General features: G+C 63.7%; 9 protein-coding genes. 2 read left to right on the top strand and 7 right to left on the bottom strand.

What is annotated here, in order from left to right; all coding sequences use genetic code 11:
* Nucleotides 1-56 precede the first annotated feature (56 nt).
* Entirely contained in the window at nt 57-515 is a 459-nt protein-coding gene (locus tag J0I79_RS08830) for a phasin (protein ID WP_292856550.1), read from the bottom strand.
* 248 nt (nt 516-763) lie between these two features.
* On the opposite strand from J0I79_RS08830, the gene J0I79_RS08835 reads away from it, so the two are divergent.
* On the top strand, nt 764-4,855 hold the full coding sequence (locus J0I79_RS08835; protein WP_292856552.1) for a PAS domain S-box protein: 4,092 nt from the start codon (nt 764-766) through the stop codon (nt 4,853-4,855).
* Nucleotides 4,856-5,123: 268 nt separating this feature from the next.
* On the opposite strand, the gene J0I79_RS08840 is transcribed toward J0I79_RS08835, so the two are convergent.
* Entirely contained in the window at nt 5,124-7,082 is a 1,959-nt protein-coding gene (locus J0I79_RS08840; RefSeq protein WP_292856554.1) for an acetoacetate--CoA ligase, read from the bottom strand.
* Between the two features lie 222 nt (nt 7,083-7,304).
* Here J0I79_RS08840 and J0I79_RS08845 point away from each other — a divergent pair, with 222 nt between their 5' ends.
* A complete protein-coding gene (locus tag J0I79_RS08845) occupies nt 7,305-9,158 on the top strand; it encodes an AsmA family protein (protein ID WP_292856556.1) in 1,854 nt (617 codons plus the stop codon).
* A 70-nt stretch (nt 9,159-9,228) separates the two neighbouring features.
* Here J0I79_RS08845 and J0I79_RS08850 read toward each other — a convergent pair whose 3' ends face one another.
* The 5 genes from J0I79_RS08850 to J0I79_RS08870 all read right to left on the bottom strand — a co-directional run bounded on the left by J0I79_RS08850 (nt 9,229) and on the right by J0I79_RS08870 (nt 14,614).
* The gene (locus J0I79_RS08850; protein ID WP_292856558.1) at nt 9,229-10,047 is read right to left on the bottom strand and encodes an ABC transporter permease subunit; all 819 of its coding nucleotides are present in this window, start codon (nt 10,045-10,047) and stop codon (nt 9,229-9,231) included.
* The gene (locus tag J0I79_RS08855) at nt 10,044-11,012 is read right to left on the bottom strand and encodes an ABC transporter permease subunit (protein WP_292856560.1); all 969 of its coding nucleotides are present in this window, start codon (nt 11,010-11,012) and stop codon (nt 10,044-10,046) included. The genes J0I79_RS08850 and J0I79_RS08855 overlap by 4 nt, the downstream gene beginning before the upstream one ends.
* 10 nt (nt 11,013-11,022) lie before the next feature.
* Nucleotides 11,023-12,162, bottom strand: a complete 1,140-nt coding sequence (locus tag J0I79_RS08860) for an ABC transporter ATP-binding protein (RefSeq protein WP_292856562.1) — start codon at nt 12,160-12,162, stop codon at nt 11,023-11,025.
* Nucleotides 12,163-12,237: 75 nt separating this feature from the next.
* A complete protein-coding gene (locus tag J0I79_RS08865; RefSeq protein WP_292856564.1) occupies nt 12,238-13,335 on the bottom strand; it encodes a polyamine ABC transporter substrate-binding protein in 1,098 nt (365 codons plus the stop codon).
* Nucleotides 13,336-13,660: 325 nt separating this feature from the next.
* Nucleotides 13,661-14,614, bottom strand: a complete 954-nt coding sequence (locus tag J0I79_RS08870; RefSeq protein ID WP_292856566.1) for a DMT family transporter — start codon at nt 14,612-14,614, stop codon at nt 13,661-13,663.
* Between the last annotated feature and the right edge of the window lie 43 nt (nt 14,615-14,657).

The raw sequence follows: 14,657 nt of genomic DNA on the forward strand, positions 1-14,657 counted from the left end.
TCTATTTGTCTGATAAAATGCGACGTTTTGTTGCATCCGCAGACGATGCACAGATATCAGGCAGCCTTGACTTCCTTGATCGCCTTCTCGAAGGCGGTCTTGATCGGCTTGGAGACCTCTTCGGCGGCCTTGGAGGCGACAGCCTGGAAGTCCTTGGCCTGCTCGACGCTCAGTTCGACGCGCTTGCGCAGGAAGGCGGTCTGCAGCTCGACGACTTCCGACAGCGACTTGGCGCCGATCAGGGCTTCGAGATGCGAGAAGCCGGCCTCGGCATTGGCGCGCAGCGCGGCAATGGTCTTGAGCGACAGGTCGCTGGAAACAGTCTTGGCGGTCTCGTAGGTCGACTCCAGAGCCTTCTGGGTCTCCTCGGCGCCGGTCTTGAGCTTGGCATAGGCCTCTTTCGACTGCTCAACGCCCTTTTCGGCGAAAGCGCGGATCTGGTCGGTGGCCTTGGAAGCGTCGAAGCTCGGGAATTCAACGTTTTCGATCGTCTCGGCAGTCTTGGTCTTGGTCATTTTCCATCCTTTCAGCGGCAGCGGCTTTGACAGAAAGCCGTCTCGTTCATGTATGATGGCAATATAAAGGCAAATTTTGTGCATTGCAATATCTTTGTTGCAGTGCACAAAAAGAATCTTTCCCAGCGTTAACCAAAAGCCCAAATTCCAGCCTTTGCACGTTCTGGCTTGTGGACCTTCGCGCCCGCGGCTTTTATTAACAAAGCGTTAACTGCAAATTCGCCGCTCCGTGAGGGTTCGCCAAGCGCATGCCGTCCGAATACTCCTTCCTCGACGTCGCCGTGCTCGACGCGGTCCGGCAGCGCTTTGCCGCCGGCGACGCGATCGCGATCCTGTCGGAGGACCTCGAGCAGGTGATCTGGGCCAACGGACCGGGAGCGGCCGTCTTCGGCTATCCCGATATCGAAGCAATCATCGGCGCCTCGGCGCGGCTGCCGCTGATCGCACGCCGCCAGATCACGGCAACCAGCGGCTTTCCCGAGATCGGCAGCGACCGCGCCATCACGGTCCGGCTGGCGACCGGTATGAGCAGCCGCGCCGTCGGTTTCCTGGCAAGTGCCGTGACCCTGCCCGATGGCGAGAAGGCGATCATGCTGGCCGTGCCGGCGGCGCAGACAGGCTCGCGAAGCGCGGCCGAAATCGCAGCCAAGGCGATCAGCGGCTTTACCGAGGACGGTCATTTCATCGCTTTCGTCGACGCCAGGGGCAATGTCGAAGCCGCCTCCGACGGGTTTTCCAGACTCGGCATCCAGCCAGCGACGCTGGCCGCCCTGGTCGCCGATGTGGCGGCCGAAGGAGAGCGCATCGTCAAGCGCCTCGTTCCGGGCGGCAAGACATCCTATCCGGCAGGCCTCGCGCAGTTGACACCGGAACGGCATCTGCTTGTCGTGATCGACGAGGATCAGTTCGAGGATAGCGCGGCCGCTTCGCCGGTGCTGGCGGATGAGCCCGCCGCTCCGCCGGAAGGCCACGCAGACGACACTGGCGATACGGCAGCGGAAGGCGTCGCGACCGAGCCCGAGCCTCAGCAAGACAGTCAGCCAACGGCGGATGTTTCACGCGCGGAGCCGATCGGGCATTCGCCTGCCGCCACCGAGATCGAGCCGGAGGCCGCCGCTTCCGAGCCAGTAGCGGAGGAAGGGCCGCAGGAGGCAAAGCAAGCGATCGACAAGCCGGCCGAGCCGATGCCTGATGTCGCCGACAATGATCAGCAAGCAGCGGACGGCGCGCCGGCACAGCACGATCATTGGTATTTCCATGCCGGCGAAGACGACGCTCAACCCGAGCCGCCCGCCCCGGAAATCGAAGCCGAAACGACCGGCGCCAAGGCTCCGGCCGAAAGCGCGAAGCAGGACGAGCCTGCAGCGCCGGCGCCTGTCGCGGCTTCGGCGGCCAGGACGATAGACCGGACCGCGCCGCCGTTGCGCTTTGTCTGGCGCACCGACGCCGAGGGCAAATTCAGCGCGCTGTCGCCGGAATTCGCCGATATCGTCGGTAAGCAGGCCGCCGACGTGATCGGCCGGCGCTTCAGGGATGTCGCGGCCGCCTTCGGCCTCGATGCCTCCGGCGAGATCGCCGGCCTCCTGGAGCGGCGCGACACCTGGTCGGGCCGTTCCGTGTTGTGGCCAGTCGTCGGCACCGACATGAAGATACCCGTCGACCTCGCCGCGCTGCCCGTCTATGGCCGCAGCCGCGCCTTCGAAGGCTTCCGCGGTTTCGGCGTTGCCCGCAGCGGCGATGCCGTCGTCGATCCGGAAGCGATCGGCATGGCGCTGGTGCCCAATGGCGAGGTGGCGGCAACGCAGGAGCCGAAGGACGCCGCACCGGCAGCCGAACAGCCGAAGGCCGAACAAGCGCAGATTGAGCAGCCCAAGGCGGAGGCGCCCAGAGCCGAAGAGCCGAAGGCGGAGGATCCGTTCAAGGGCGAAGTGCCGGCGCTGACCATCGTGCCGAAGCCCGAGCGGCGCTTTGCCGACAAGGTGATCCGGCTGGCGGAACACCGGCAGCCGGCCAACGACAAGGGCTTGTCCACGCTGGAGCGCAGCGCGTTCCGGGAGATCGGCGAGCGGCTGAAGAAGGACAATCCTCCCGCCGACCCGCCTAAGGTCGAGGCGCCGGCTGTCGAAAGCGCCCCGGAAGCGGCAGCCCCTGCAACGGTCGAGCCGGCGGTCGAAACAGCCCTGGAGAAGCCGGAAGCCAAGATCGAACCCGCCGGCGAGATCGCGGCGACGCCTCAAGCCGAGCCGGAAGCAAAGAGCGACGACGTCCTCTCGCCGGCGCCTGAGGACGACGCAACGCCGTCAGAGGCATCCGATGCCGACGCCCAGGATGAAGCGGATCTTGCGCGGCTCGATGGCGCTCATCCCGACGACGTGCCCGATGAGGAACATGCCGGAACGCCGTCCACGGCCAACGGCTCGTTGCTCAGCTATGCCGACCGCCATGACGAACCCGCTTCGATCACGGATGGTGACGCACCGGCCGCCGCCGGACCGGCAGGCACCGAGGCGACAACAGCCGAACCAATAGCGATGGAGACCAAACCCGCATCCGCGGACGCCGGACACGTCGCCGCCGATGACGATGACAGCATGACTTCGGCCGATTTCCGCGATGCCGAAGACAGCGAGGACTGGGCTGAAGACACGGGCGTCGCCCCCGGCGGCGACGGTCAGGGCGGGCATGCCGAGCGGTCCGCCGCGTCCGACGGACAAGGCACTGCGCCTAGCGCCGAGAGCATCGGGGCACCTGACGCGGCAGCGACACAGCGACCACGCCTCCAGGTGCCGCCGCTCAGAACCGAAGGGATCGTGCCGTCGGCCTTTTCTGTCGGCGATGAGAGCAAGGCTCCCGATACCTCGCTGCTCGGCAAGCTGCCGGTGCCGCTGCTCATCCATTCGGGCGACCAACTGTATTACGCCAATGAGGAATTCCTCGACCTGACCGGCTACGAGACGCTCGAGGACCTCGAGGATGCCGGCGGCCTCGGCGCGCTGTTTGCCGATCCGTATGCCGATGACGGCGCTTCCGACGGCAGCGACCGGTCCTTGCGGCTGAGGACGCGCGACGGACAGGAATTCCCGATCGACGCCATATTGCGGTCGGTGCCCTGGCGCGACGGCAAGGCGCTGATGCTGGTGGTGCGCCGCTCCGGCGAGGACGACGCGCCTGTCGCCCTGCATGCGGCGGGCGAGGAGCAGACGCAGCCCGACATTTCCGACCTCAAGGCACGCATCGCCGAGATGCGCACCATCATCGACACCGCCACCGACGGTGTCGTGCTGATCGGCAGCGACGGCACCATCCGGTCGATCAGCCGGCCGGCCGAAGCGCTCTTCGGTTTCGACAGCGACGAGGTCGCCGGCAAGCCGTTCGCCTCGCTGTTTGCCATCGAAAGCCAGCGCGCGGCGCGCGACTATCTCAGTGGCCTGTCGGAGCCCGGCGTGGCCAGCGTCCTCAACGATGGCCGCGAAGTCATCGGCCGCGAGGCGCAGGGCCGCTTCATCCCGCTGTTCATGACCATCGGCCGGCTGCCCAACGACAGCGGTTTCTGCGCCGTCGTGCGCGACATCACGCAGTGGAAACGGGCCGAGGAGGACCTCACCCAGGCGCGCGCGGTGGCCGAACGCGCCTCCTCGCAGAAGACCGACTTCCTTGCCCGCATCAGCCACGAAATCCGCACGCCGCTCAACGCCATCATCGGTTTTTCCGAGCTGATGGTCGACGAGAAGTTCGGACCGGTCGCCAATGACCGCTACCGCGACTATCTCAGAGACATCAACCGTTCGGGCAATCACGTGCTCGATCTGGTCAACGACCTGTTGGACATCTCGAAGATCGAGGCCGGCCAGCAGGAAATGGCCTATGAGGCGGTGTCGCTCAACGACACGCTGGCCGAGACCGTGGCGATGATGCAGCCGCAGGCCAACCGCGAACGCGTCATCATCCGCTCCAGCTTCGCCTCGCGCCTGCCTGAAGTGGTGGCGGACCTGCGCAGCGTGCGGCAGATCGCGCTCAACATCCTGTCGAACGCCATCCGTTACACCCAGGCCGGCGGCCAGGTGATCGTCTCGACCGCCTATGAGAGCTCGGGCGACGTCGTCATGCGGGTGCGCGATACCGGCATCGGCATGAGCCAGGCCGAGATCGAGCAGGCGCTGAAGCCATTCAAGCAGATCAACGCGCTGAAACGCGGACGCGGCGACGGCACCGGGCTCGGCCTGCCGCTGACCAAGGCAATGGTGGAGGCGAACCGCGCCCGCTTCACCATCAACTCGACGCCCGGCGAAGGCACGCTGGTGGAGGTCGCCTTCCCGTCCACCCGGGTGCTGGCGGAATAGGCATCTCCCCGGATGCAGCCTTCGGGGCAAAAGAAAAGGCGCCCAAAGGGACGCCTTAAGAGATGGGATTGCTGTCACAACGGGGGCTTGAGCGAATTCAGATCCTCCGGGGGCAGAGGAACGGGATTTCTCCCTCAAGTTACGTGCGACTATCGACGTCGGGCCTTAACAACTCCTTACCGGGCCGCCGGAAAATTTACGAATGTGTACCACTCGTGAAATCTAGGTAAATTCACGCGACAGATTTCGTTAACCATGCCGGTTGGCGTCACTGCGCAAGCTGCGGCAGGTTCCTGAACAGGTCCAGCGCTTCCGGATTGGCAAGCGCTTCCTTGTTTTTGATGGCGCGGCCATGAACCACGTCCCGCACGGCAAGCTCGGTGATCTTGCCAGACTTGGTGCGCGGAATGTCCGAGACGGCAACGATCCTGGCCGGGACATGGCGCGGGCTGGCGCCGGTGCGGATCTTGGCGCGGATGCGCTTCTCCAAGTCTTCGTCGAGCTTGACGCCCGCGGCCAGCCGCACGAACAGCACGACGCGCACGTCATTGTCGAAATCCTGGCCGATGCACAAGGCTTCCAGGATTTCTGGCATCTGCTCGACCTGGTTGTAGATTTCGGCCGTACCGATGCGCACGCCGCCCGGATTGAGCGTGGCGTCCGAGCGGCCATGGATGATCATGCCGCCATGCCCGGTCCATTCGGCGAAGTCGCCATGACACCAGACATTGTCGAAACGCTCGAAATAGGCGGCGCTGTACTTCTTGCCGTCGGGATCGTTCCAGAAGCCGATCGGCATCGACGGAAAGGCCTTGGTGCAGACCAGTTCGCCCTTCTCCTGCCTGACCGGCTTGCCGTCATCGTCCCAGACATCGACCGCGAGGCCAAGGCCGGGCCCCTGGATTTCGCCGGTCCAGACCGGCTCGATGGGAACGCCGAGCACGAAGCACGAGACGATATCGGTGCCGCCGGATACGGAGGCCAGATGCACGTCCTTCTTGATACCGTCATAGACGAAGCGGAAATCCTCCGGCGACAGCGGCGAGCCCGTCGAGGAGATGGCACGCACGCTCGAAAGATCGTGGCTGCCGATCGGCTTGAGGCCGGCCTTGCGCACGGAATCGATGAACTTGGCCGAAGTGCCGAAGAAGGTCATCTTCTCGGCATCGGCGAAGTCGAACAGCACATTGCCGTCGGGATAGAAGGGCGAGCCGTCATAGAGCAGCAGGGTCGCGCCGGAGGCCAGGCCCGACACCAGCCAGTTCCACATCATCCAGCCGCAGGTGGTGAAGTAGAAGAAGCGGTCGCCTTCGGTAAGGCCGGCATGCAGCTGGTGTTCCTTGACATGCTGGATCAGCGTGCCGCCCGCCGAATGGACGATGCATTTGGGAATGCCTGTCGTTCCTGACGAAAACAGGATGTAGAGCGGGTGCGAAAACGGCAGCCGCTCGAAGGCGACCGGTTTGACGGCGAAGGGCGCCAGCGCCTCTTCCATTGCCACGGCCCTGTCGATCGTCTCGGCGACGTCGGTGGACGTGCCGAGGTAATCCACCACAAGAACCTTGCGGACGCTGCCGAGCTTGGCCGCGACCGCCGCCACCTTGTCGGCGACCTCGATCGCCTTGCCATTGTACCAGTAGCCGTCGGGCGCGATGAAGATGACGGGCTCGATCTGGCCAAACCGGTCAAGCACGCCCTGTTCGCCGAAATCAGGCGAGCAGGACGACCACACCGCGCCGATCGAAGCGGCCGCCAGCATCGCGGCGACGCTTTCGGGCATGTTGGGCATCATCGCCGCGATGCGGTCGCCCTTCTTGACCTTTAGTGACAGGAAAAGCTGCTGCAGGCGCGAGACCATGCCATGTAGTTCATTCCAGGACAGCCGCCGTTCGACCTTGTCCTCGCCGCGAAACACGATCGCCTCACCGGCACCGGTCTTCTTCAGCAGGTTCTCGGCGAAATTCAGCATCGCGCCGGGAAAGAAGGCGGCGCCGGGCATCCTGTCGGCATCGGCGAGAACCTGCTCGCCCTTGTCGCCGACGATGCCGCAGAAATCCCAGACCAGGCTCCAGAACGCCTCGCGGTTCTCGACGGACCAGCGGTGAAGGTCTGCGTAGGAGGGAAATGCCGTGCCGGTGGCCGCCTGCGCCGACTTCATGAATGCGGTGAGCGGCGCGGCGTCAATCCGGTCTTGCGACGGGGTCCAGAGCGGTACTTCAGCAGCCATGATCGATCCTCCCAGGTCGTCATCGCTTATGCATATTGCAGCGCAGCAGAGCAAGATTTTGTTAAGCCGACGCGGCCGGATGTGCGCAAATGCCATCGCCGGGCCATAAAGACTTGAAATGCGTCGGCCCAAAGTCGTAGTGACGACTGGAAGCCGCAGGTGGCGACCGGGATTTATACCCCTCGGACGATTTTTTGCCGGAATGGAGGCATACGGGGCGATATGCCATCATCCTTGATCCGCCGCGGAGTATGGGCGATCGGCGCTGCCGTGATCGTCGTTGCTCTGGTGGTCGCCGCCCTGCCGCTGATCGCCTCGACGCGGATCGTGCGTGACCGCATCGCCTGGGAAATGAGTGCGTGGAGCGGCTTTCGGGTCGCTATTGATGGCTCGCCGCGCATCGAGGTCTGGCCAAAATTCCGTGCCATCCTGACCGATGTGACGTTGTCGAAGTGGACGGACGGCGACGCGCCGCCGGTGGTGGAAGCCGAACGGGTCGAAGTCGACCTCTCGGCGATGGCGGCGTTGCAAGGCGATGTCGCGTTTTCGACGGCACGGCTCGTGCGGCCGACGATCCGCGTCCAGCGCACCACGGACGGCCTGTTCCTGCCAACGGCACCGACGGGCGGGCGTATCGCGCGCTCCATCGACACGGCGCGCGGCGTGGTCAATGCCGATCCAGCCAAACCCGATCTCGACAAGCTGCCGGCGGACGCCTTCGGCACGGTGGAGTTCAGGGATGGCCGCATGGTCGCATCCGTCAACGGCAAGGACGTGGAAATCCTGAGCAGCCTCAACGGCAAGGCGACCTGGGCGGCGATGAACAGCGACGCGACACTGTCGGCAACCGGCATCTGGCGCGGCGAGAGCGTGACGGTGGACGCCGCTTCGGCCAAGCCGCTGGTGCTGTTTGCCGGCGGCATGGCGCCGCTTACCTTGTCCTTCAAGGCAGCACCCGCCACCTTCTCGTTCGACGGCACCGCCAGCATGTCCAACAATGGCTATTTCGACGGCCAGGTGAAGTTCGCGGCGCCTTCGCTGCGTCGCGTGCTGGAATGGTCGCAGGCCGGCATAGCGCCGAGCGCCGCGATCGGCTCGGTCAGCATTTCAAGCAAGGTCACGGCGTCCGCGGGACGTGTCAAATTCGAGAACACCGCACTGGCGCTGGACAACAATCCGGGCATGGGCGCGCTGGACGTATCGCTTGGCGACGCTCAGCCGCTGATCTCGGGTACGCTCGCCTTCGATACGCTCGACCTCAGGTCGTTTCTGTCCGCCTTCACGCCGCTGGGGCCGGCAAGCGGCGCCGCGCCCAGCGACGTCAACACGAGTTTCGCCGACCGGGTCAACCTGGACCTCAGGCTCTCGGCGGCGCATGCGACGGCAGGCGCCATCCAGCTTGCCGATGTCGCAGCGACCGCGCAGGTCAAGGACGGTCTTTCCGTCTTCGATATCTCCGACGCCTCGGCCTTTGGCGGCAATATCCAGACCAGCCTCCGTTTCGACCGCAAGCCGGAAGGCACGCAGGTCGAGATCCGGCTCCTGGCTTCCGATGTCGATGGCGGCGCGTTCGGCACGGCCGCCGGCATGACCCGGCTGGTGCCTGTCGGCACGGGAACCGTCTCGGTCATCCTCAAGGGGCCAGGCAGGACCTGGGACTCGATTTTCGAGAACGCCGACGGTTCGGTCTCGGCGACCTTCGGCCCCGGCGCGCTCAGCAAGTTCAATCTGCAGGCTTTCCTCAAGCACACCGAACAGGGCGGCTTCTTCGCGCTCGACGACGTTTCGGATGGAACGCTGCCGATCGACGGCGCCGAAGTGAAGGCAACCATTTCCAGAGGCGTGGCGAGGCTGGACAAGGCCGAGGCCAATTCGGCGAAATACAAGATCTGGCTTTCCGGCATCGCCTCCTATGCCGGACGCGGGCTGGCCCTGTCCGGCGGCGTCACCCAAGCGGATCAGGCGGCAGCGCAGAAAGCCGGCCAGCAAGGCCCCAACCAGTCGTCCTTCTTTGTCGGCGGGACGTGGAGCACGCCGTTCATTTCACCGATCAGCCGCGGCGTGTCGGGCGAATAGGGCAAATCCAGGATAGCGTTTCACCGCTTGCCGAAACGATGAAACGCCTTGATCCCGCGTTTGCCTTCTATCAACCGCGCTGCGCGGCCTGTTCGTCGAGCTGGCGCTGCACCTCACGCCGCTTGTTCGCGATCGAGGCTACGATCACACCGACCGCGACAACTGCGATCAGAAGGGTGCATGCGGCGTTGATTTCCGGCGTCACGCCGAGACGGACCTGGCTGTAGATCTTCATCGGCAGCGTGGTGGCGCCGGGCCCCGAGGTGAAGCTGGCGATGACCAGGTCGTCGAGCGACAGCGTGAAAGCCAGCATCCAGCCGGACACGATCGCCGGCATGATGACCGGCAGCGTGATCTGGAAAAAGGTCTTGGCCGGCGTTGCGCCGAGATCCATCGCCGCTTCCTCCAGCGAACGGTCGAAGGACACCAGACGCGACTGCACGACGACCGCCACGAAGCACATGGTCAGCGTGATGTGGGCGAGCGTGACGGTCAGGAAGCCGCGGTCGAGACCCACGGCGACGAACAGCAACAGCAGCGACAGGCCGGTGATGACTTCCGGCATGACGAGCGGCGCAAAAACCATGCCTGAAAACAGGATACGGCCCCTGAACCGGGTGTAGCGCGTCAGGGTGAGCGCGGCCAGCGTGCCAAGCACCGTCGCTACCGTGGCCGAAATGACGCCGACGCGCGCGGTGACCCAGGTGGCGTCCATCAGGCCCTGATTGTGAAACAGCGACACGTACCATTTGGTCGAGAAGCCGCCCCACACGGTGACGAGCTTGGATTCGTTGAACGAGAAGACGATGAGCAGCACGATCGGCAGGTAGAGAAAGGCAAAGCCAAGCACGATCGAGGTGACGTTGAAGCGGCTCCAGGTGGTGTTCATTTGCCCTGCTCCTGTGCCTTGGCCTGCGCCTGCTGGAAGAGCATGATCGGCACGGTCAGCAACAGGAGCAGAATGACCGCGACAGCCGATGACACCGGCCAGTCACGGTTGGCGAAGAACTCGTTCCACAACGTCTTGCCGATCATCAGCGTTTGCGATCCGCCGAGCAGGTCGGGGATGACGAATTCACCGACGGCCGGGATGAACACAAGCAGGCAGCCGGCGATGACGCCCGGCAGCGACAGCGGGAAGGTGATCTTCCAGAAGGCAGCGGTCGGCGGGCAGCCGAGATCCTTGGCGGCCTCAATCAGCGAATAGTCCATTTTCTCCAGCGAGGAATAAAGCGGCAGCACCATGAACGGCAGATAGGAATAAACGATGCCGATGAAGATTGCCGTATAGGTGTTGAGGATGACCAGCGGCTGGTCGATGATGTGCAGCGACAGCAGCAGCTGGTTGAGCAGGCCCTCGGGCTTCAGGATGCCGATCCAGGCATAGACGCGGATCAGGAACGAGGTCCAGAACGGCAGGATGACCAGCATCAGCAATGTCGGGCGCACGGTGGCCGGCGCGCGCGCCATGCCATAAGCGATGGGGTAGCCGACGATCAGCGTCAGCACGGTCGAAATGGCGGCGATGACCAGGCTGGTGACATAGGCCTTGAAGTAGAGCGCGTCCTGCGTCAGCCAGGCATAGTTGTCGAGGTTGAGCTCGCGGAACCCGCCGAAGAAGCCGGAAAGGCCGTCGCTGAAATCGAGCACCGGCGTGTAGGGCGGCATGGCGATCGCCGTCTGCGACAGCGATATCTTGAAGACGATGATGAAGGGGATAAGGAAGAAAAACAGCAACCAGACGTAAGGGACGATGATGACGAGCCGGTTGACAAAGCCGGCCGCCAGCCGCGTCAGGAATGGCTTGGCGGCGGCCGGTGCCGCCGCGGCGTCGGTGATGGCGATGTTGGACATGTCCGCCCCCTTACCTGGTCAGCACGACGCCGGCATCGGGCCGGAATGAGACCCAGGCACGGTCATTCCAGGTCAGCGGATCTTCTGTAATGCGCGAGGCGTTCAAGGCGCTGGCCCGGACGATCTGACCATCGTCGAGCTTGATGTGATAGACTGTCATGTCGCCGAGATAGGCCACGTCATAGACCTCGCCTTCAAGGGCGTTCACGGCATCGACCGGCTTCTTCGACGACACCTTGATCTTTTCAGGCCTGATGGCAAAGACGATATCGGAATTGGGGGCCGCGGCGCCGCCGTTGTCGACGACGATCTGGGCTCCGGTCGATCCGGTGATGCGGGTGGTGTTGGCCGTCCGCTCGGCGACCTTGCCTTCGAACATGTTCACATTGCCGACGAAATGAGCGACGAAGCGCGACGTCGGGGCTTCGTAGACTTCGGCCGGCGTGGCGACCTGCATCACTTCGCCCTTGTCCATGATGGCGATGCGGTCGGCCATGGTCATGGCTTCTTCCTGATCGTGCGTGACGACGACGAAAGTGAGGCCGAGCTCCTGCTGCAAATCCATCAGTTCGAACTGGGTTTCTTCGCGCAGCTTCTTGTCGAGCGCGCCAAGCGGCTCGTCGAGCAGCAGCACCTTCGGCCGCTTGGCGACCGAGCGGGCGAGCGCGACGCGCTGGCGCTGACCGCCGGAGAGCTGGTGCGGCTTGCGCTTGGCGAACTGCTCGAGTTTGACCAGCTTGAGCATTTCGGCAACGCGCTTCTCGATATCCGGCTTGGGCATGCCTTCCTGCTTGAGGCCGAACGCGATGTTGTTCTCCACGGTCATGTGCGGGAACAGCGCATAGGACTGGAACATCATGTTGACCGGCCGGCGATGGGGCGGGATGCCACGCAGGTCCTGGCCATCGAGCAGGATGCGGCCGGCGCTCGGCTCCTCGAAGCCGGCGAGCATCCTGAGCAGCGTCGACTTTCCGCAGCCGGAGGCGCCAAGCAGGGCGAAGAATTCGCGCTCGAATATGGTCAGCGACAGATTGTTGACGGCCGTGAAGTCGCCGAACTTCTTGGTGACATTGTCGAACTGGATGTATGGCTTGGCGTTCGGGTCGTTCCATGGCGCGAAATCCCTGCGGATGCTGCCAAGCGATTTCATGTCCCACTCCGTGCTTTGTAATTCCCCAAAATAAAACGACCCCGGCAGTTGGCTGCCGGGGTCACGTCCAATCGCCTACTGGCCGGTAACGATCTTGGTCCAGCTGCGCGTGATGATGCGCTGGGTCTTGGGATCGTAGGGCTGGACGGTGTAGAGCTTCTGCAGCGTCGCCGCATCAGGATAGACTGACGGATCATCCAGAAGAGCCTTGTCGACGAACTGCTGCGACGCCTTGTTGCCGTTGGCATAGAGCACGTAGTTCGAGGATTTGGCGATCACTTCCGGCGTCATCATGTAGTTGATGAATTCAAGCGCTTCGGCGACATGCGGCGCATCGGCGGGAATCGCCATCTGATCGAACCACATCTGGGCACCTTCCTTCGGCACGGAATAGCCGATCTCGACGCCTTGCTTGGCCTCGACCGCGCGGTTGCGGGCCTGGAACACGTCGCCCGACCAGCCGACCGCAAGGCAGATGTCGCCATTGGCAAGCGCATTGATGTATTCGGACGAATGGAACTTCCTGATGTAGGGACGGACCTTGAGAAGAGCGTCCTCGGCCTTGGCGATGTCGTCGGGCGACGTGCTGTTGGGGTCGAGGCCGAGATATTTCAGGGCCGCCGGAATGATGTCGGCCGGCGAATCCAGCACGTAGACGCCGCAATCCTTCAACTTGGCCAGGCTCTGCGGATTGAAGAACACATCCCAGCTGTCGATCTTGTCGGTGCCGAGGGCCGCCTGCACTTTCTTGGTGTTGTAGCCGATGCCGACCGTGCCCCACATGTAGTTGACCGAGTATTCGTTGCCCGGATCGTATTTGGCGGTCCGTTCCGAGACCGTGTCCCACATGTTGGAGAGGTTCGGCAGCTTCGACTTGTCGAGTTTCTGGAACACGCCGGCCTGGATCTGGCGGGCGAGGAAGTTGCCGCTCGGCACCACGACGTCGTAGCCGCTGCCGCCGGCGAGCAGCTTGGTTTCCAGGATTTCATTGGAATCGAAGGTGTCGTAAACAACCTTGATGCCGGTCTTCTTGGTGAAATCGTCGATGATCGAGCTGTCGATGTAATCCGACCAGTTGAAGACGTTGACGACGCGGTCCTCCGCATGCCCGGCGGGCGTGAAAAGCGTCAGAAATACCGAGGTCGCCGAAAGCCATAGCGCTTTGCGGATCATGCTATTCTCCTTTGGTGAGTGTTCCATTGCCGGCTCGTCGCGAGTTGCACGCGGCCGCGCATTTGCTTCAGACTATTGTGTTGTCCAGGGGACAACAAGCGCCGATTGGCGCGCCTTTTGCGGCCTCGCGGTTGTCCCGGTCTGGAAGGAATCGCGGTGCCGTCAGAAGCTTTCGCCGCCGCGCGGACAGAAATACAGAAATATGGTCCGGTCTCGATCGGGCCGCCGGGGAGACTTGGCAAGATAAGCCTGTCTTGTTGTTGCCGTACTCCCAGCCTGCCCGGGCGGCAGCGATGTTGTCAATGGCAAAGCTTCGGCGCCGGCATCAATTAGGCGACGGCACCCCGGTGACGCCAGCGCGCTGGGGCCGCGCCTGACGCCTGAACTCGATCCCGATATGGACAAGCAGCGCCGTGACCACCACCGCACCGCCGACGATGGTGCGCCCGGACGGCACTTCGGAATGGATGAGCCAGACCCAGATCGGGCCAAGGATCGGCTCGAATGTGCCCAGCAGTGCCGCGATCGCCGCCGGGATCAGCCGTGCGCCGGTGGCGAAGAAGGCAAGGCCAATGCCGAGATTGACGACGCCGAAGGCGAAGAGAAAACCCATGTCGCCGGCCGATACGCTGAAGGTCGATGCTTGCGAGGCGGCAAAGGCCGCGGCCAGGATCGTGCCGAGACAGGTCGCCGGCGTCATGCGCACGTTGGCGAAGCGCCGTGTGATGACGGTGGCGATCGAGAACATGAACGCGATCAGCAGCGCCAGCCCGTCGCCTATGGGCGAGACGGCGCCATCGAGCGATTCCGACACCATGATCGCGACGCCGGCAATGACAGCGGCGATCGCCACCCAGGTCACGGCAGTTACTTTCTCGCGAAACAGTGCCCAGGCAAACAGCGCCGCCAGCAGCGGCACCCCGGCCTGCATCAACAGGATGTTGGCGACGGTGGTGTAGGCAAGGGCAACGACGAAGGCCGTCGATGCGATGGCGAAACAGAAGCCGACGGCAAGGCCGGGCAGGCCCATGTCGCGAAACATTCTCAGCATGCCCCGCCAGCCGTCACGCCAGACCATGAAGGAGATCAGGAAGGCGGCCGCCCAGGCCGAGCGCCAGAAGATTACCGTCCAGCTGTCGCCGACAGTGATGAAGCGGGCAATGGTGCCGCCGAAACTCCACATCAGCGCTGAAAGGAACACCAGAAGCATGCCGATGCGCTCGTCGCGTTGCGGAGCGGTCGATGCAACAAGGCCCGGCGATGATGCTGCGTCTGTCATGGGCGCGACTGTCGAGCTTTTGTGGGCGGAGCGATGCGCAAGG

Origin of the sequence: Mesorhizobium sp., from assembly GCF_017306585.1 — a bacterium.
Lineage (GTDB): Bacteria > Pseudomonadota > Alphaproteobacteria > Rhizobiales > Rhizobiaceae > Mesorhizobium.

What these genes read in the sequence shown, in the direction of transcription:
- J0I79_RS08830 (WP_292856550.1), bottom strand. Translation starts at nt 515, where the DNA reads ATGACCAAGACCAAGACTGCCGAGACGATCGAAAACGTTGAATTCCCG.
- J0I79_RS08835 (WP_292856552.1), top strand. Translation starts at nt 764, where the DNA reads ATGCCGTCCGAATACTCCTTCCTCGACGTCGCCGTGCTCGACGCGGTC.
- J0I79_RS08840 (WP_292856554.1), bottom strand. Translation starts at nt 7,082, where the DNA reads ATGGCTGCTGAAGTACCGCTCTGGACCCCGTCGCAAGACCGGATTGAC.
- J0I79_RS08845 (WP_292856556.1), top strand. Translation starts at nt 7,305, where the DNA reads ATGCCATCATCCTTGATCCGCCGCGGAGTATGGGCGATCGGCGCTGCC.
- J0I79_RS08850 (WP_292856558.1), bottom strand. Translation starts at nt 10,047, where the DNA reads ATGAACACCACCTGGAGCCGCTTCAACGTCACCTCGATCGTGCTTGGC.
- J0I79_RS08855 (WP_292856560.1), bottom strand. Translation starts at nt 11,012, where the DNA reads ATGTCCAACATCGCCATCACCGACGCCGCGGCGGCACCGGCCGCCGCC.
- J0I79_RS08860 (WP_292856562.1), bottom strand. Translation starts at nt 12,162, where the DNA reads ATGAAATCGCTTGGCAGCATCCGCAGGGATTTCGCGCCATGGAACGAC.
- J0I79_RS08865 (WP_292856564.1), bottom strand. Translation starts at nt 13,335, where the DNA reads ATGATCCGCAAAGCGCTATGGCTTTCGGCGACCTCGGTATTTCTGACG.
- J0I79_RS08870 (WP_292856566.1), bottom strand. Translation starts at nt 14,614, where the DNA reads ATGACAGACGCAGCATCATCGCCGGGCCTTGTTGCATCGACCGCTCCG.